The sequence below is a fragment of the Dorea sp. Marseille-P4042 genome, assembly GCF_900290215.1.
GTDB classification, from domain to species: Bacteria; Bacillota; Clostridia; order Lachnospirales; family Lachnospiraceae; genus Dorea; species Dorea formicigenerans.
Genome location: NZ_OLMI01000001.1, coordinates 666,918 through 684,955 on the forward strand (window position 1 = coordinate 666,918; position 18,038 = coordinate 684,955).

The following is an 18,038-nucleotide window of genomic DNA, read 5'->3' on the forward strand; positions in this document are numbered from 1 at the left end:
GCACATAGTTTTCAAAAATGAAACGCATATTTTTTATAAAATGCACAATTTTACTCAAAAATTGTCTGTTTATCAACCTCTGTTGTAAGAGCTTCAAGAGCTTTCTTAACTAAGGATTTACGAAGTGCGTACTCCTCATCTTTATCCAGCTCCGGATTTCCAAGTGGATGTGGAATAGCGATTGTAGGAACGATTCTGTTAGCTCCAACTGTCATAGAAATTGGAGTTACAGTACACATATGAACTACTGGAAGTCCTGCAGCTTCAATAGCTTTTACCATCGTTGCACCGCAACGTGTACAGGTACCTCAAGTGGAGGTCATGATAACTGCATCAACACCATCAGCGATCAGCTTCTGAGCATACTCATCAGCGAATGCTTTAGCTGATAATACGGCTGTTCCGTTACCAACTGTTGTATAGAATTTATTGTGAAGTTTTCCAATAACACCCTCACGCTCGAACTCACGCATAACATCTACTGGAAGTACACGGTCAGCATCCTCGTTAGCGTATACCGGATCGTATCCACCATGAGCTGTCTCGTATGTCTCCTCTGTCAGATCGTTAACACCTGTAATGTCATACTCACCATATCTTGTAGCATTAGATGACTCGATGTGATCTGGATTACCCTTCGGAACAATACCACCGGATGTACACAGAGCGATTGTAGCTTTGCTAAGATCTTTGATAGCCGGCTGTGGAGCAACCTTGTCGAATGTCGGCATTGGGAACTCTGTTACGAATGGCTTACCAGCAATCTTCTTAAGAAGCATCTCAACAGCACGTTTTGATCCACGTTTCTCCTCGAATAAGTTTACACGGATACCGTTTGGCATGTAGTTGTCTTCGCAAGAAGCACCAATCTTCTCACCTTTAGCAAGTTTCATAGCAAGTGGAGCTAATTTTCCAATTGCATCTCTCATACCAGCTGCACTGTTCTTTGTAGGAACAATGTATACTTTGTCTTTGAACATATCAGCACCTGGATTCTCAACGTACATTCCTGTAACTACCGGGATTCCAAGCTCCTCTTTGATCATATCGCAAACTGTTCCGCAAGCAACTCCGTAACGTCCTGCGTTGAATGCAGGTCCAGCGATGAACAGATCAGCATTCTGTCCTTTAACCATCTCAAGAATCTCAGCTTTAGCTTTTTCAAGATTCTCGTTGAAGTAAGAGTCACCACATACGATTGTAGCAACGATCTCAGCTTCATCTCCAAATTTCTGAGCAAGAGCGAGTCCTGGTCCTACGACCTCTCCTACGCGAAGCTCTGCAGGGTAATCTGCTTTTTCTTCTCCACCGATATTAGCGAAGAACTGGTTGATATAATGTACAACTCTAATTTTACTCATTATGATTCGTCCTCCCTTTCTATCGTGCACTCAGTACGTTGAATCCTGTCTCGTTTGTTGCGCCAGTCATAACCTGAATCTCAACTTCAAGAGATCCGTCCTCCTGAAGAGTCTTGTCGCTGGCACCAGCGATAACATTAACATAGTCTAAAGTTCCGATAACTTTATCAAGTTTTGGAAGGTGAATCAGCTCATTAGCATTTCCGCCTGTTACTACAGCATCTGCAGCCGGATCAGAGTCAGCAAGTGACTGAGATTTTCCATCACGTCCAGCATACTCATCTGTAATGATAACAGTCTTAACGCCTTCAGCCTCAATTTTCTTTGTATTCATGATAAGGTCTGTATCTGGGTTACCGAATCCCTCCTGAGATACGATTACAGCATCCAGGTCTAAGAAACGGCAAAGTTTTGCTGTCCAGTCAGAAGAACGCATCTTGTCTGCAAGGTAAACGTTCTCATTTGTAAGGATGTGGCAAACAAAGTTAATAGTTTTACCATGCTCCTCGAATAAATCGTGAATAACCGGGTTATTCTCGTGAACATATGTTGGGTTTTTATCACAAGCAGATACACAGTTACCAGATACGATAGCTCCGTCCATGATCTCTGTTGGTGTCATCAGAGTAGAAAGTGTCTTCTTAGCATCTACTCCGTATACATATGTGTCATGAAGAAGTCCCTGGCTCTGTAACATCTGTACATAAGCAACTCTCGGAAGATCTGGGAATTTTTCTTTTCCTTCCATAACCCCGTATGTCTCATAAACCTTTGTCTCATCTGGTGTAAGATTACGTGCTAATTCCCCAAGATATACAGCAACTCTGAATCCAGCGAAACGAACAGCTTTCTCATAATCATGCTGTTTGATGTTATCAACTGGCTCACATACCATAACAAGATTTAATGTTTTTGAGAACGGTGTATACTGTGCTCCAACACCTGTCATATCGATGATACCTTCCTGGAATCCAACGATCTTACCAGCCGTAACAACAGCCATTCCTTTTAATGCATAAGTTTTTCCTTCACCAACTGTATCTACTTTGTTGATTACTCCCGGGAAGACTCCTCCTCTTCCTTCAACCTTTACACGTGGCTCGATAACGTCTTTAACCGGTGTGATTCTCACTGACTCACCTGGTCTAGCAATATCAAATGATACGCTCTTAATGTGCTCATCCTCAAGAGCAACAGCCTCTACAGCTTCTTTGTTTACATAAAGAATTCCATCTTCGATCTTAGACTCTGCTGCGAACTGGATATCCTTAATGTAAATGTGTCCCATTTCCAATCTTCTCACTTATGGTTCCCTCCTTCAAGAATTTTGATATTATTGTGTAAGCTAAATGCTTTAACAACCTCTCGCTACTCGACCTACCACACATCTGCGGATGAAATAGCGCTTTGTAACAGGGTCCAGTCAATTAACTGGAAGTCTTTGAACGTCTCTGGCATGAATTCTCTGTACTTTTCTGACTTGAACTCAAACTTTGCACAGGATCTTATGGCTCCTTCTATAATTGACAGTGACCTCTCATCCAGTTTTCCGGCTTTACGTGAGATCATAACCGACTTATATGGTGTTTCATTCGGCTTCACGCTTCCAGATAATGGATGTGATAAAAGCAAATGTCCTTCGTGTATCCTGTCTCTAACTTTCCCCAATACATCCTCATAAGAAATCTCACTATAATCCACTTCGTGCTCTTCATCAAGCATCTGTGGAACTAATGGATTGTTCGTTATTATAATGTAATCTTTCTTCATTTTTTATCCACCTTCCATTTTTGATTTCTTACATAGATGAAATAAGTATTGTGTCATTCTTCCCAGCTATCCGGTAGGATTAAAAAAGGCGATGCAACACCAATATTGTGTGCGCATCGCCTTTCTGTCTTTTGTCTTGACCGTCCTTCTTAGATAGCTTTTCTTTTCAACACAAGATTCAGAACGCAGTCCCTTTCTCAGTCCTTTTGCCTGAAAGTTTCACCCCTGGTATGTCCACCAACATACCTTGGCTTGCCTCTTCGGCGGTCTTCTTTAGTAAAGACTCTCTCTTAAGAAAGATCATCCCGCTATTCACTTTTATTTTTTATAGAGACAATGAATATCTCCCATTGCCTGTATCTATAATAACGTATTGTTAATTTATTTGCAACCCTTTTGCCATAACTTTCTTTTTTTAGTCAGTATGCACATTTCGCAATGTCCCTTTTTGGTCACAATTGCCATTGCATTTGTTTTGTCTATAAATAATATATTCAATTTTTCACAATATTCTATTAGTTCACAAACAATTTTACCTTTTTATTATAAGATGTTCTACTTTTATTTATTAGCATCCCTTAATTCAACGCTTTATCACAGTAAACTCCAGTTTATTTGCAACTGGAGTTTACTGATTCTACTATCAATTATTCAATTATTTATTGACGCCATCTATGAATTATTTTTCTTTTTAAAGTTTTTAAAGTAATCTTCATGCACCTGGCTGATTACTTTACTCAGCGCAAATAATGCAAGAATATTTGGTACTACCATCAAAGAATTGAAACAATCTGCCATATTCCATACAAGATCAACTTCTGCAAGTGATCCAAGGAACACGCAAGCCGCTGCAACTACAGAATAGATTTTCACTGCTTTTGGTCCAAACAAATATTTGATATTGGCCTGACCAAAGAAATACCATCCTATAATAGTAGAAAATGCGAAGAAGAACATACAGATGGCTACGAAGATATCTCCACCTTTTCCGTATAATGTAGAGAATGCATACTGGCTTAATTCAGCTCCCGTTTTTCCAGTTGGAATAGATTTTGTTGTCAATATTACAAGTGCTGTTAGGTTCAATACTATAAATGTATCAATAAATACACCTGTCATAGCTACAAATCCCTGCTCTACCGGATGATTCACTTTCGCTACAGCATGTGCATGTGGTGTAGATCCCATACCAGCTTCGTTAGAGAACAATCCTCTCGCAACACCTTTTGTAAGAGCAAGTTTTACAGTTGCACCGGCTGCACCACCAACTACAGAACTTGGTGAAAATGCTCCGATAAAAATAGATGCAAATGCATAAGGAATGTTTTTATAGTTGTAAATAATTACGATTAACGAACCGACAATATATAATGCTGCCATAAACGGAACAATTGTCTCCGTAACTTTTGCAATTCGTTTCATACCACCCATGAATACAAAAATTGCGATTACTGCTACTACAAGACCCATAATCCACTGTGGAATACCAAACGCTGTATGGAAAGATGCTGCAATAGAGTTAGATTGTACGGCATTACCCATAAACCCAAGTGCCAGTGTAATCAGTACTGCAAAAATTCCAGCAAGGACTTTTCCAAATGTTCCCTTAAATGCTGCTCTTATGTAGTAAACCGGTCCTCCTGTGACCTGACCGTCTGCTCCGACTGTCTTATACTTCTGTGCCATAATCGCTTCTGCATAGATAGTTGCCATTCCAAGGAATGCCGCGATCCACATCCAGAAGATTGCTCCAGGTCCTCCAATTGCAAGTGCTGTTGCTGCTCCGGCAATATTACCGGTTCCTACCTGTGCTGCAATTGCTGTTGCCAATGCCTGGAATGATGACATTCCATCCGCTCCGGCTTCTCCTTTCTTACTGAACAGACCGCCAAAAGTTCTTTTCATTCCTTCGCCAAATCCTCTTACCTGGATAAACCCAAGTCTGAACGAGAACCAAAGGCCCGCACCTAACAGTGCAATAATCAGTACGTAGTTTGACATGTAATTCTGAATCGTCAATACAATGTTATTTAATGTCTCCATAAAACGACCCCCTTTTCCTTTTCGAAAGACATTTGTAATAATGTATTCGTGCTTCTCGAGTTTTAGTATAACCGAAACAAATCTTTTTTTCAACAGAATTTTCTGTAAACAATGATTATTTTTTGTTTATTTTAGTATTTTCTTATATATATGCTTTTATTGTAATGCATTAATTGCTATTTTCTGAATATATATGCATTATTTTTTTAATTAGCCAACCAGTTTTTAACGCTAAAGAAGCCCGGCAGTTTTAATTCTGCCGGGCTTCTTTTCTTAACACTATCTTAGCTTATGTTTTTTCTATTAATTAGTTTATTTTGCTTTGTTAAAGTTGGTGAAGTAATCTTTATGTACCTGACTGATCACCTTACTCAATGCAAACAATGCAAGGATATTCGGGATTACCATCAAGGAGTTGAAGCAATCTGCCATATTCCAAACAAGATCAACTTCTGCAAGTGATCCAAGGAATACGCAGCACGCTGCTAATACAGAGTAAATCTTCACTGCTTTTGGGCCAAACAGATATTTTATATTTGCCTGACCAAAGAAGTACCATCCGATAATGGTTGAAAACGCGAAGAAGAACATGCAAATTGCAATGAATACATTTCCGCCTTTTCCATATAATGTAGAGAACGCATACTGGCTAAGTTCTGCTCCTGTCTTTCCACTTGGAATAGACTTCGTTGTCAGGATAACTAATGCTGTCAGGTTCAATACGATAAATGTATCAATAAATACACCTGCCATAGCTACATATCCCTGTTCTACCGGATGATTAACTTTTGCCACTGCATGAGCATGCGGCGTAGATCCCATACCAGCTTCATTAGAGAACAATCCTCTTGCTACACCTTTTGTAAGAGCTAACTTAACAGTTGCACCGGCTGCTCCACCGACTACAGACTGTGGTGCAAATGCTCCTACAAAGATAGATGCAAATGCATAAGGAATATTCTTGTAATTGTAAATAATAACGATCAATGCACCTACGATATAAAGTGCTGCCATAAGCGGTACGATTGTTTCTGTAACTTTCGCGATACGCTCAATACCACCTGCAAATACAAAGAGTGCAATTACTGCTACAACAACTCCCATAATCCACTGTGGAATACCAAATGCTGTATGGAAAGCTGCTGCGATAGAGTTAGACTGAACTGCGTTACCCATAAATCCAAGTGCTAATGTGATTAAGATTGCAAAAAGTGCTGCAAGTACTTTTCCGAATGTTCCTTTGAACGCTGCTCTGATGTAGTATACCGGTCCTCCTGTTACCTGACCATCTGCACCAACTGTCTTGTACTTCTGTGCCATAAGTGCTTCTGCATAAATGGTTGCCATTCCAAGGAATGCTGCGATCCACATCCAGAAAATCGCTCCGGCACCACCGATTGCAAGTGCGGTAGCTGCTCCGGCGATATTACCAGTTCCTACCTGAGCCGCAATAGCTGTTGCCAATGCCTGGAATGATGACATTCCATCTTTTCCAGCTGCGCCTTTTTTACTAAACAGACCACCAAAGGTTCTTCTCATACTTTCGCCAAATCCCCGAACCTGGATAAAACCAAGTCTGATTGAGAACCAAAGTCCTGCTCCAAGAAGTGCAATTACCAAAATGTAATTTGACATGTAATTCTGAATTGTCAATACAATGTTATTTAATGTCTCCATATAGTTTCCCCCTTTTCACTTTAGATAGACATCATTCGTTACATTTTGAAGTTTTGCGAAGTTGTTTGTAACTTGCTAACTTTCTTTACTAAGAATTATAATTTATTAACATAAAATTTGCAACCAATTTTAATATAAACAGTGATTAATTTTGACAATTCGCAAAAATGGGCTAAAAAAAGAAGCGAGTTTCCTCGCTTCTTAATACATTTTTTTGTATATTTATACATTAATTTCTGCTGTCATGCCAAGCACATCTTTGTTAGCTTCCAGAACTGGATCCACAACTTTTTTCAGGAAATTTTCCACCTGAAGCGGCGCGCGTCCAACATATTTTGCCGGATCCATCGTCTTCTTTAACTCTTCCTCATTCAGACCAAATGCCGGATCTGCTGCAATCAGGTCAAGCAAGTTGTTATCCAGACCTTTTTCCTTCACATTACGTCCGGCCTCCATAGAAAGCTCACGGATTCTCTCATGGAGTTCCTGTCTGTCTCCGCCTGCTTTTACTGCATCCATCATAATATTCTCAGTTGCCATGAACGGAAGCTCAGACATTAGCCGTTTCTCAATAACCTTCGGATATACAACCAGTCCATCTACAACATTCAGACAAAGATCCAGGATACCGTCAATTGCAAGGAATCCTTCTGGAACGCTGAGTCTCTTATTTGCAGAATCATCAAGTGTTCTCTCGAACCACTGTGTTGCAGATGTGATCGCAGGATTAAGTGCATCAATCATCACATATCTGGAAAGAGATGCAATACGCTCACTTCTCATCGGATTTCTCTTGTATGCCATAGCAGATGATCCTATCTGTGTCTTCTCAAACGGTTCCTCTACTTCTTTCAAATGCTGGAGCAGGCGAATATCATTGGAAAATTTGTGTGCACTGGCTGCAATTCCCGCCAGTACATTCAGTACTCTTGTATCAACTTTTCTGGAATAAGTCTGTCCTGATACCGGATAACACGCTTCGAACCCAAGCTTCTTTGCGATCATCGGATCAATCTGATCGATTTTTTCCTGATCTCCATCAAAAAGTTCCAAAAAGCTTGCCTGAGTTCCGGTCGTTCCCTTAGATCCAAGAAGCTTTAATGTACTTTTTACATATTCCAGATCCTGAAGATCCATCAGAAATTCCTGCATCCAAAGTGTTGCACGCTTTCCAACCGTTGTTGGCTGTGCCGGCTGAAAATGTGTAAAGGCAAGTGTCGGCTGACTTTTATAAGTATTCGCGAATTTTGCAAGTTCTGCAATAACATTTATCAGTTTTTTTCTTACAATTTCAAGTGCCTCAGACATTACAATAATATCTGTATTATCTCCTACATAGCATGAAGTTGCTCCCAGATGAATAATTCCTTTCGCCTTCGGACACTGCTGTCCATATGCATACACATGAGACATTACATCGTGGCGCACAACTTTCTCACGTTCTTTTGCCACCTCATAATTGATATCTTCTGCGTGAGCTTTCAGTTCATCGATCTGCTCCTGCGTAATGGACAGTCCCAGTGCTTTTTCTGTCTCTGCCAGAGCGATCCAGAGCCTTCTCCACGTCTTAAACTTTTTATCCGGTGAAAATACATACTGCATCTCCTTACTTGCGTAGCGCTCTGAAAGCGGGCTTACATATCTATCGTAGCTCATTTTTCTTCCTCCCTGATATACCACATTTAAGTGATTTCTTCACATATTATTTCTACATTATCATTATACAGGATACTTTCTCCTGCTATCAACACATTTAATAAAAAATCACATTTCACAATTAATCAAATGCATGAGAAATGTCCTCTGTCGGAACTTTCATCGGATAATTTCCAGTAAAGCATGCATCACAATACGCCAGTTCTCCGACCATATCTTTCAACTTATCGATTTCCATATACCCCAGTGAGTCAGCACCGATCATCTCGCGGATTTCCTCCGTCGTATGAGAATGTGCAATAAGCTGATCATTGGACGGTACATCCGTTCCAAAATAACAAGGATGTAAAAACGGTGGAGAACTAATTCTTACATGAACTTCTGTTGCTCCTGCCTTTTTCAGCATTTTTATAATATTCGCACAGGTTGTACCACGTACGATAGAATCATCGACCATGACAATTCTCTTTCCTTTTACTACTTCCTCGATAACATTTAGTTTAATCTTAACACTGCTCTCCCTCTGACTCTGCTTTGGTTTGATAAATGTTCTTCCCACATAACTATTCTTATGAAAAGCCATACCATAAGGTATTCCCGACTCTTCTGAATATCCTTTTGCAGCTACCAGACCGGAATCCGGCACACCAACTACAAGATCTGCCTCCACCGGATAAGACTGTGCCAATGCTTTTCCTGCCGTAATTCTAGAATGGTAAACATTAACTTTATCAATTGTACTGTCCGTTCTAGCGAAATAAATATACTCAAAAATACATCTCGCCTGCTTCTTAGGAGAGATTGCCATAGATTTATCTGATGTAATGCCATTCTTTGTAAAGCTTACAATCTCACCCGGTTCTACATCTCTTACAAATTCGCCGCCTACTGCTGCGATTGCACAGCTCTCTGATGCAAGAAAATATGTATTGTCTCTTTTTCCGATACAAAGCGGACGTAGTCCGAACGGATCTCTCGCTCCAATCATTTTTCTTGGAGAAATCACAACCAGTGCGTAAGCACCTTCTATCTTTTGCATGGCATTACGGACAGCTTCCTCTGCTTTTTCCGTCTTCAGTCGTTCTCTTGCAATATGATACGCGATTACTTCTGAGTCAATGGTCGTCTGGAAAATCGCTCCTGTATATTCCAGTTCATGACGAAGCTCCACAGCATTTGTCAGATTACCATTATGGGCAATTGCCAGAGTACCTTTCACATAGTTCAGAACAAGTGGCATAGCATTTTCTACCTTCGTTGCCCCTGCAGTTGAATAACGGACATGTCCGACACCAAGATTACCTTTCAACCCTTCTAAGGCTTCCTCATCAAACACTTCGTTTACAAGACCAAGCCCCTTCTTCGAATGAACTTTGCGCTCTCCGTAAGTGTCTGTCACTGCAATTCCACAGCTTTCCTGTCCTCTGTGCTGCAAAGCAAATAAACCATAATATACAGATGGTGCTACATCTCCTCCATCCATATCATATGCTCCGAATACACCACATTCTTCACCCATACCTGTTGTTATCTTCTCATAGTTGCTCATGAATGTAACTCCTTCTTCCTATCAGTCATCAGATGTTTTTAAGTATAATACAAGGCAGATGGAAATGCAATTGCCCCACCTGCCCTTAAGTCTTACTCAGTCATTATTTTTATTTTGGTTTATTTATTAGCATTATTAATATTAAGACCACATTTATTAGTTTTCGCTAAATTTTCCAAGGAATTCTTTCATTCTTTCGTTAGAAGAACCAAATACTTCCTCCGGCGTTCCTTCCACAGCAATATAACCGTTATCCATGAAAATTACATGATCTGAAACATTTTTTGCAAAATTCATTTCATGTGTAACGATCACCATTGTCATGTGCTCTGCAGCCAGATCTTTGATGACTTTCAGAATCTCGCCGGTAAGCTCCGGATCCAATGCTGAGGTCGGTTCATCAAAAAACAGAATATCCGGATTCATAGCAAGTGCACGGGCGATCGATACTCTCTGCTGCTGCCCACCCGAAAGCTGATACGGATAAGCGTTTTCCTTATCAGAAAGTCCCATCTTCGCAAGCAGCTCTCTCGCCTCTTTGTACACTTCCTCTTTCTTTCTCTTTTGCACACGAAGCGGTGCATCTGTGATATTCTTCATAACCGAATAATGTGGAAACAAATTGAAATTCTGAAACACAAGTCCAAATGTTCCATCATAATTGATTTCTCCATCATCCGGTGTCTCAAGTCCTGTTGCGCAACGAAGAAGTGTAGATTTTCCAGAACCGGATGGCCCGATAATTCCAAGCACTTCTCCTTTATCTACTTTTAGAGAAATGTCTTTTAATACTTCCACTCCTCCAAAATTTTTCTTCACATTTTTTATTTCCAGAAGACTCATGACTTTTCCTCCTACCGATAATAATTCATTTTCTTCTCAATCCGTTCCATAATAAATGCAACCACAAGATTCAGTATGTAATAGAACAGAGCCGCAAATGCATATGGGAGCATAGATACCTGGCCGGAAGCAAGTGCTTTTGCCATCGTAAACATCTCTGTCACACCGATTGTAAATGCAAGAGATGTATCCTTTACAAGTGTAATGGTCTCATTTGTAATTGCCGGAAGGATTCGTTTGATGACCTGCGGAAGAATAATTCTTATGAACGTCTGAGCCTTTGTGTATCCAAGTATCTTGGCAGCTTCATACTGTCCTTGCGGCATAGACTCAATTCCCCCGCGATAAATTTCTGCAAAATATGCTGCATAGTTCAGTACAAATCCAATTGCCACAGCCATATTCTTCCAGGACTGGGAAATCTGTACACCCAAAATATAAAACGGTCCAAAATAGATCACCATAAGCTGAAGCATCAGCGGAGTTCCTCTCATCACTGATATATAAAGTTTAAAAATTGTACTGATAATCTTATTCTTTGACATTCTGCCAAAAGAGATCAAAAGTCCTAACGGCAGAGAAAATATCAATGTCACTGCAAATATCCACAGTGACGTAACCATTCCTTCTCCTAATTTTTGTAACATGACTGATGTTGCCATACCAAAATTCCTCCTCGCGAATCATTGTCATCGCTTTTCAAGAAAAACGGGCCACCCGTTTTCAGGACGACCCGGTCTTTCCAGTTAGTCTGTTTATTTATTTTCCAATTGTTGTGATATCTTCACCAAACCATTTTGTAGAAATCTTTGCAAGTGTTCCGTCTGCCGCCATCTCTTCCAGCGTCTTCTGAACCTGATCTTTTACAGCATCATTTCCTTTTGCAAATCCAACTCCGTACTGCTCAGAAGCAATTTCATAATCGAGAATCTTAAATTCTGCAGAACGTGATTCAATCTGATACTTTGCTACTACAATATCCATTGCGACAGCATCAACAGCTCCTGATTCCAGATTCATAAATCCTGTATTGTAATCCGGAATGATCTCTGTTGAAAATGTAGAGCTAAGTTCTGTATTATCTTTTAATGCTGCCTCTGCGGAAGAATCTGTCTGTACATCAACAGTCTTTCCTGCAAGATCCTTTTCGGAATTGATTCCAGAATCTGCTCTTACGACAAATACCTGCTGATTATCAAGATAAGGCTCTGACCATGTATATTCATCTTCTCTTCCATTCATGGTAAATCCGTTCCAGATACAGTCAATCTCTCCGGATTTCAAAAGTGCATCTTTAGAATCCCAGGCAATCGGTTCCGGATGGAATTCCCAGCCATTGCGGTCACATACTTCCTTGGCCAGTTCTAAATCAAATCCTGTATACTCACCGTCGTCTCCTACAAAACCCATCGGTGGAAAATCCTGATCGAATCCTACCGTAAATGTATCTCCTTCTTTTTTTTCTTCAAATGTAGTTGCAGAATCTTTTGAATCTGCCGATTTACTACTGTCCTTTCCACCACAGCCGGCAAGAACCGTAACAACTGCCAGTGAAAGTGCAACTAAAAGTGCAGCTCTCTTTTTCATCTTTTTATTATCCTCCTGAACTCAAAGCTTTTTTCGCAAATCCCGATTCGAATTTAACCTCGAGAAATACCTTTTTCTTTCGAATCTCCTATTGCTTTGCGATGCGGTATAATCTTTTATCAATTTACCAATTGATTACTTTACCACGCTAAATCGCTTTGTTATAGTAACATATTCAGGACTTCTTGTCAATCCTGCGGTTCTCGCTTTTCCACGTAATCAGCTTCTCATCAGAAAAATCCAGATCATTTTCCTTCTTTGCTTCCTCCATCTCTGCTTTAATCTTTGCAGACATTGAAAGAAACATCGAATTCCCGGATAACATTTTTACATAATCTTTTTCCGAAAGTCCCCGATAGCAGCAATAAATATATGCTTTCAGCATATCTTCTTTCTCACAGATGCTATAAGCCTCCTTAAACATCAGCGCTGCTTCTTTATAAAGAAACAGGTATCCATAAGCGCTACCGAGACAGCCGTATATTTTTCCATAGAATTTTTTATTCACGGACTCATCCCAGTCCTGACTTAAAATGGATTGATATACCAAAATCGCAGACTCATATTCTCCTGATTTCATTAAACTGTCCGCCTTATACTTCGCACGTTCTACATCTCTTTGGTTTTTCAGCTGTTCCAAAAGGTTCTGAATCTTCACGATCTCTGATGGTGCATAAATCACAGATCCTTTCAATATTGTAAGTACGAACTCTTCTAATGTCGCATTCTGATCCAGATCACGGCGCAGATCCTCTGCCATTTTTGCAAGACCAAGTTCGTCTTCCAACCAGTCACACAGTCTCCGGTTCATAATTGTATAATCAATTAAATACAAATTATTACACAGATAATAACATAATTCTTCAATTGTATAAATTCGCATATGCACCCGGGAAATCTCGTACGGGCGCTTTGCACGTTTACTATGACATAGAATTAAACTGCCCATTGATTCCTCCTAACTGAATTGTCTTCTCCACCCGGAAATCTGTCGGGGTGAAGAATTCACCAAATCCCACATCGCGAAATGTCAATTTACAGGTACGTTCATCTAAAAACATAGCCTCTACTTGAAGTCTTAAAGAATAATCTGTTCTCTTCGGAAGACCTTCCAGTGATACTTTCTCCACCTGCACTTCTTCGTCTACCAGACTTTCCACTAAAATTTCAATATCAGAAGCGTCCTCCAGGAGCACTTCCCACTGTCCATCTGCTTCATACCAATGCGTTCCCCATGTCACAAGCGGATACCACCCCTCCTGACCATCCACACGCATACGCAGACAAATCCTCTCTGTCAGTTTTGTCTCATCTAAATAAATCGGTCCGTCATCATTTGGCTCGCATTTCCGGATAGATTTATAGCAGGCTCCCTTGCTGTAAAGATTATTTCCCATAAAGGCACGTCTGCCGTTACAAAGCACCCGGAGAGAATTCGGGTACCAGTTCTTCTCAAATCCTTCTCCTGTTAAATATACCGAAGAAATAACCTTTTTTTCGAACACATTTTCAATCATAGACTTGAAACTTTCGTCCGGGCTCTTTTCCTTATTCATAATCGGATAAAGCGCTTCCAGTTCCTTTCTCTGGGCATTTGCCACTTCATCAACTGTCACAAATGAATTCATGCCGTGGCTTGCATCCACTCGGAGCCTTCGAAGCATATATGCCTTGATTCGATCTTCATCACAATAGAACAGTGCAGATTCATACTGCCATAGTTCTTTTGGCTGAAAAATCATATACTGGCAAAAGCTTTCTTTATAATCCTGAACATTGATGATTTCCTTGTCTACGCCAATATGTTGGCCGATCCCTTTGAGCATCTTCGCCATATCCACGTCCGTCTCCGGAGTTGTAAATGTCAGATACTGAATATTTTCAAAATCCTGAAGTGTCAGACTGATGTATTTTGCAAGGAGCCACACTGCATCATAAGTCTTGCCGGCAAGGCTTACTTTCTCGCGGCGCTGTGCCTTTCCATAAAGGTCCGTCTCCGTGCAGTCTTCCCCTACGACCGCCAGTCTTTTTGCCTCTTTTCCAAATACCCAGCGGTCTTTAAAATATCCCAATACAAGAGGAATCAGGTAATTATTGGACGAAGCCATCATTGTATCCGGCTCTTCCATAGAGTCGTCATAATAGCTGATCTGGCAGCCCTTCTCATTGATGTCATAGCCAATCACACAACCTCTTTTCATTACCATTCCTCCTTTCTCTTTTTGTTGTATTTATTCGTAAAGTTTGAACATTTTTTTTGCAAGTATATCCTCTTCTTCATACTCCATCATAGCCTTGTTACGGTTTGCCGGTGTCATCTGGACCATGGCGTTGATTCTTCCGAAACGCCCAGCTGAAATTGCATGATCATTTCTGATAATCTGCTTTTCTGTATTTGTGTTCTCTTTTCCATCAGACTCCTGGATATAATAATCCAGTTCCTCATCTGCATAGAGTACAAACTGTTTCACATACAGATTCTCAAATACCGGAACAAGCATCTCTGAATGATAACCAAGTGTTTTCTTACCGGAACCCTTGATTTTATAGAACAATTTTACTTTACTTCCTTCTTTTGCCTGATAAGAAACTATAGTCTTATCATAAAGCTGCACTTCACGAAGCCACTCTTCCTTGTATTTCATGTACGCTGGAAAAATAATCTGTTTTTCACACATTTCCCGTAAGAGCTGATGCAGGACGGCTTCTATGTCTGCCGGGTAATCACTGCCCGCATAATAACATAAAAGTGCCACTTTGCAGACATCCGGAAGTTCTTCTTTCTGGTCACATTCTCTGGCAATAATACGAAATACGCATGTTTCAAGTTCTCTTCCATAGAGAATATACTCTCTGGAAACAAATGCAAGATATGCCTGTTTCAGCCGGAAATATGCTGTGTCAGACAGATAATAATCTTCGAAAATTTTCTCTTCATCAAAAATATTTTCCGAGAACAGCATCTGCGTAATAATACGCTCTGCTACTTTATAGGACGGAATCTCATATTCCCGCATAACTTTCCAAAGACGTTTCATATCTCTTGTTGAACCACAGAAATATTCACCCAGATATGTCAGCGTCGCCTTATCATATTGCTGTTTCTTGAACATTTCAAATGTCAGATAAAGGAGAAATGCATCTTCTCCCGAATCTTCCTCGCGGATTTTTTCGCTGCAAAGGCGAAAGACCTTTCTCTCATCTGCACCGGTCAGTCCACTTTCCCGTAACGTGTCAAAAGTCACTTCCACGACCTCGCCAGTCTTCTTCCACATACCGGCCTCGTCCTCATATTTCTTACACATTTCCATGAATCTCGGTTCGTAAAATAACCGTTTTGTCTCGTAAGCAATAGAATCTGTGTAATATCTGCCATCCATGGACTCCCACACAATTCGGGATTCTTTATCGTAGAGCTGAATGATTGCACCGGTCTCTTCGTCATACGGGATACGTTGCCTGACGGCACCATCTTTTTCAACGACAAGAACACAGCGCATATGTGGCACTTTCGTGGAAACCTCATAAGAATAGCAAATATCTCTCATAGCTTTCATTCGTTTCTCGTCCATTTCCTCTGGCAGGCAGAAACGTTTATAAAGAATCTTCAATGCCTCTGTAATATGGCGTTTCATGAGCTGCTCCCATGTAAATGTCACAATCTGCTCACGGTAATTTAAGAACATTGCCTGATCATCACTGTAAGTCAGAAGATTTGCATATAAAAATGCTTCTTTCCGGTAATCCAGTGTATTACCATGCATAAAATACAAATAAATTTTCCGTGGAAGCGGTCCGCGCATACGTGTCTCGTCCATGGCAATCATATAATACTCATAAAGTCTGGCAATCCGAAAATCTTCCTCCACTGCTTTCTGATACCATAGAAAATATTCCGATGATGTCTTATTTCCTTTGATCAGAAGAGTGCAGATTGTATTCAGAATCATCGGCTCTTCGTACATGTTATAGAGGCGCTTTAAAATCCGATAAACCCGCTCATTAAATGTCTTCTGCTGGCTGGCAAAATTCGCTACATAAAGGGCCAGTTCCTTCGTCATAAGACGGTATTTTGATGCAAATGTCAGTACCAGAAGTTCAAATTCTCCAAGTTTTCGAAGAAGAATCGGCTTCTCCTGGTAGCACAGATATGCCTCCAGATAAAATAACACGTCCTCTGTCCCATACTCATACTGCTGTTCCAGAACTTCCAGCTTCTTATATGGATTCTTGTACTTTGGATCCATCTGGATGATCATATAGAGCAGAAGCCATGAATCCTGATGCCGGATATACGTCTTCTCCAATTCATCCAGCACACGGTCTGTATGCGCTTTATTATCCCGGATCTGAGCTGTCAGAAAGAGATAATAACAATTCGTGATCGGGTCTTTACCAATGGCAAAACGATTATAATTGTAATTTTCAAGAATCCATTTTGCTTCTTCGATACGGTCACCAAGCATGTAAATATGTGCCTGCACAAGTTGATATAATTCGCTCTGCGTCTCAATTCTTCGAACCGCAATCATTTTTTCCACTGCGCTGTCCACCCATGTCTTCAAGTCAATTCGTCCGGCCACAAATCCGATATATTCTTTCAATATCTGAGCAATCAAAAGCTCCGGCACATGGTGATTCTCATCATATTCCTGATTCTGCAGCACTTCTACTTCATAGCTTAACGTCTCATATGGAGTCTGGAAACGGATTACGCCGTAATTACGTCCTACATGAAGGAATTCCGGGCGTACAAAGTATTCAACTTCATAGTTATTACCTACAAAATCTTCTGTAGAAATCTCCTGTCTGGACACCTTTAAGAAACGCCCTTCCGTCTCAATGTGGATTGGCACATAACCCCATGTATTTTTCATCAGAGTCACAACACCTTTTGTAGACTCCAAAATATCCTCAAAGAGCATTCCTTCTCCAGGAAGTGTCAGGAAAATACATTCCTTCTGCTTAATTCCTACAAGAAATTCTTCCATTGCCTGCTCTTCCAGTGACCATTTGCGCATATTATCATAGAGATAAAAGATACGTTCATTCTCATATTTTAAAATGGCATAAAAATCTCTGGAGCGGAATAGTCTTGCCGCCTCAGAATAATCTTTTACTGCCAGCTTTCTGAAATCATCTGTACTCTGTACCTTGCCATAGGTGGTCATCACGTAAGGTTTCTCTATGATTGCCGTAAATGACAGTTCATATTCTCCACCGGTACATACAACTGTGAATTTACCTTCTTCTACGTGTCCTGGTTTTAAACCACGCCCATCATATGTGAATTCCACTCTTGCCGGATTTCCTTCAAATCCGGAATCCTTGAGCTTAACACGAAAAGAAGACGGGTAAACTAAGCCCCGTATCACATGTTCATTCTCACTTTTAATTATGAAACTCCCCCGGTATACTTCCCCTTCACCGATTATCAGAACCAGATTCGTTTCTTCAAATATAACTTCTGGACGACCGGTCCGGAAGTTCCCTTTCGAAAATTTCTGGATTTTGTTTTTCAAGTCCTACACCTGCTTCTTTCGTTGCATTTT

Annotated in this window: 13 protein-coding genes and 1 riboswitch; all 13 genes read right to left on the bottom strand. The window is 40.4% G+C overall.

Annotation, left to right across the window (positions count from 1 at the left end; genetic code table 11):
• Window positions 1–50 precede the first annotated feature (50 nt).
• Window positions 51–1,361 (bottom strand): glycine reductase complex selenoprotein B, encoded by a 1,311-nt coding sequence (gene grdB / locus C7E02_RS03405; protein WP_081445654.1) that lies wholly within the window; start codon window positions 1,359–1,361, stop codon window positions 51–53.
• A gap of 19 nt (window positions 1,362–1,380) precedes the next feature.
• Window positions 1,381–2,649 carry a glycine/sarcosine/betaine reductase component B subunit gene (locus C7E02_RS03410; protein WP_105309002.1) on the bottom strand — a complete coding sequence of 423 codons (1,269 nt, stop codon included), beginning with the start codon at window positions 2,647–2,649 and terminating at the stop codon, window positions 1,381–1,383.
• 89 nt (window positions 2,650–2,738) lie between these two features.
• Entirely contained in the window at window positions 2,739–3,131 is a 393-nt protein-coding gene (locus C7E02_RS03415; protein WP_005331254.1) for a GrdX family protein, read from the bottom strand.
• Between the two features lie 188 nt (window positions 3,132–3,319).
• Window positions 3,320–3,434: riboswitch (glycine riboswitch) on the bottom strand.
• A 369-nt stretch (window positions 3,435–3,803) separates the two neighbouring features.
• Window positions 3,804–5,174 carry an alanine/glycine:cation symporter family protein gene (locus C7E02_RS03420; RefSeq protein WP_105308792.1) on the bottom strand — a complete coding sequence of 457 codons (1,371 nt, stop codon included), beginning with the start codon at window positions 5,172–5,174 and terminating at the stop codon, window positions 3,804–3,806.
• Window positions 5,175–5,486: 312 nt separating this feature from the next.
• Window positions 5,487–6,851 carry an alanine/glycine:cation symporter family protein gene (locus C7E02_RS03425; RefSeq protein WP_005342122.1) on the bottom strand — a complete coding sequence of 455 codons (1,365 nt, stop codon included), beginning with the start codon at window positions 6,849–6,851 and terminating at the stop codon, window positions 5,487–5,489.
• A 222-nt stretch (window positions 6,852–7,073) separates the two neighbouring features.
• The gene (gene purB, locus C7E02_RS03430; protein WP_105308793.1) at window positions 7,074–8,507 is read right to left on the bottom strand and encodes an adenylosuccinate lyase; all 1,434 of its coding nucleotides are present in this window, start codon (window positions 8,505–8,507) and stop codon (window positions 7,074–7,076) included.
• Window positions 8,508–8,628: 121 nt separating this feature from the next.
• Complete coding sequence (gene purF / locus C7E02_RS03435; RefSeq protein ID WP_005342124.1) at window positions 8,629–10,056, bottom strand: amidophosphoribosyltransferase; 1,428 nt, start codon at window positions 10,054–10,056, stop codon at window positions 8,629–8,631.
• A gap of 156 nt (window positions 10,057–10,212) precedes the next feature.
• Window positions 10,213–10,899, bottom strand: coding sequence for an amino acid ABC transporter ATP-binding protein (locus C7E02_RS03440; RefSeq protein WP_022279695.1), 687 nt, complete (start codon window positions 10,897–10,899; stop codon window positions 10,213–10,215).
• A gap of 11 nt (window positions 10,900–10,910) precedes the next feature.
• Window positions 10,911–11,561: an amino acid ABC transporter permease gene (locus tag C7E02_RS03445; protein WP_005342126.1), complete on the bottom strand. Its 651-nt coding sequence runs from the start codon at window positions 11,559–11,561 to the stop codon at window positions 10,911–10,913.
• Between the two features lie 97 nt (window positions 11,562–11,658).
• Window positions 11,659–12,486 carry an amino acid ABC transporter substrate-binding protein gene (locus tag C7E02_RS03450; RefSeq protein ID WP_005342127.1) on the bottom strand — a complete coding sequence of 276 codons (828 nt, stop codon included), beginning with the start codon at window positions 12,484–12,486 and terminating at the stop codon, window positions 11,659–11,661.
• A gap of 175 nt (window positions 12,487–12,661) precedes the next feature.
• On the bottom strand, window positions 12,662–13,435 hold the full coding sequence (locus C7E02_RS03455; protein WP_029732236.1) for a hypothetical protein: 774 nt from the start codon (window positions 13,433–13,435) through the stop codon (window positions 12,662–12,664).
• Window positions 13,410–14,687 (bottom strand): DUF5716 family protein, encoded by a 1,278-nt coding sequence (locus C7E02_RS03460; protein ID WP_105308794.1) that lies wholly within the window; start codon window positions 14,685–14,687, stop codon window positions 13,410–13,412. Before C7E02_RS03460 ends, C7E02_RS03455 begins: the two co-directional genes overlap by 26 nt.
• A 30-nt stretch (window positions 14,688–14,717) precedes the next feature.
• Window positions 14,718–18,008, bottom strand: a complete 3,291-nt coding sequence (locus tag C7E02_RS03465; RefSeq protein WP_005342133.1) for a DUF5717 family protein — start codon at window positions 18,006–18,008, stop codon at window positions 14,718–14,720.
• Window positions 18,009–18,038: the final 30 nt, after the last annotated feature.

Bases quoted from the DNA above. Each gene is read 5' to 3' on its own strand.
- C7E02_RS03410 (WP_105309002.1), bottom strand. From the start codon at position 2,649: ATGGGACACATTTACATTAAGGATATCCAGTTCGCAGCAGAGTCTAAG.
- C7E02_RS03415 (WP_005331254.1), bottom strand. From the start codon at position 3,131: ATGAAGAAAGATTACATTATAATAACGAACAATCCATTAGTTCCACAG.
- C7E02_RS03420 (WP_105308792.1), bottom strand. From the start codon at position 5,174: ATGGAGACATTAAATAACATTGTATTGACGATTCAGAATTACATGTCA.
- C7E02_RS03425 (WP_005342122.1), bottom strand. From the start codon at position 6,851: ATGGAGACATTAAATAACATTGTATTGACAATTCAGAATTACATGTCA.
- purB (WP_105308793.1), bottom strand. From the start codon at position 8,507: ATGAGCTACGATAGATATGTAAGCCCGCTTTCAGAGCGCTACGCAAGT.
- purF (WP_005342124.1), bottom strand. From the start codon at position 10,056: ATGAGCAACTATGAGAAGATAACAACAGGTATGGGTGAAGAATGTGGT.
- C7E02_RS03440 (WP_022279695.1), bottom strand. From the start codon at position 10,899: ATGAGTCTTCTGGAAATAAAAAATGTGAAGAAAAATTTTGGAGGAGTG.
- C7E02_RS03445 (WP_005342126.1), bottom strand. From the start codon at position 11,561: ATGGCAACATCAGTCATGTTACAAAAATTAGGAGAAGGAATGGTTACG.
- C7E02_RS03450 (WP_005342127.1), bottom strand. From the start codon at position 12,486: ATGAAAAAGAGAGCTGCACTTTTAGTTGCACTTTCACTGGCAGTTGTT.
- C7E02_RS03455 (WP_029732236.1), bottom strand. From the start codon at position 13,435: ATGGGCAGTTTAATTCTATGTCATAGTAAACGTGCAAAGCGCCCGTAC.
- C7E02_RS03460 (WP_105308794.1), bottom strand. From the start codon at position 14,687: ATGAAAAGAGGTTGTGTGATTGGCTATGACATCAATGAGAAGGGCTGC.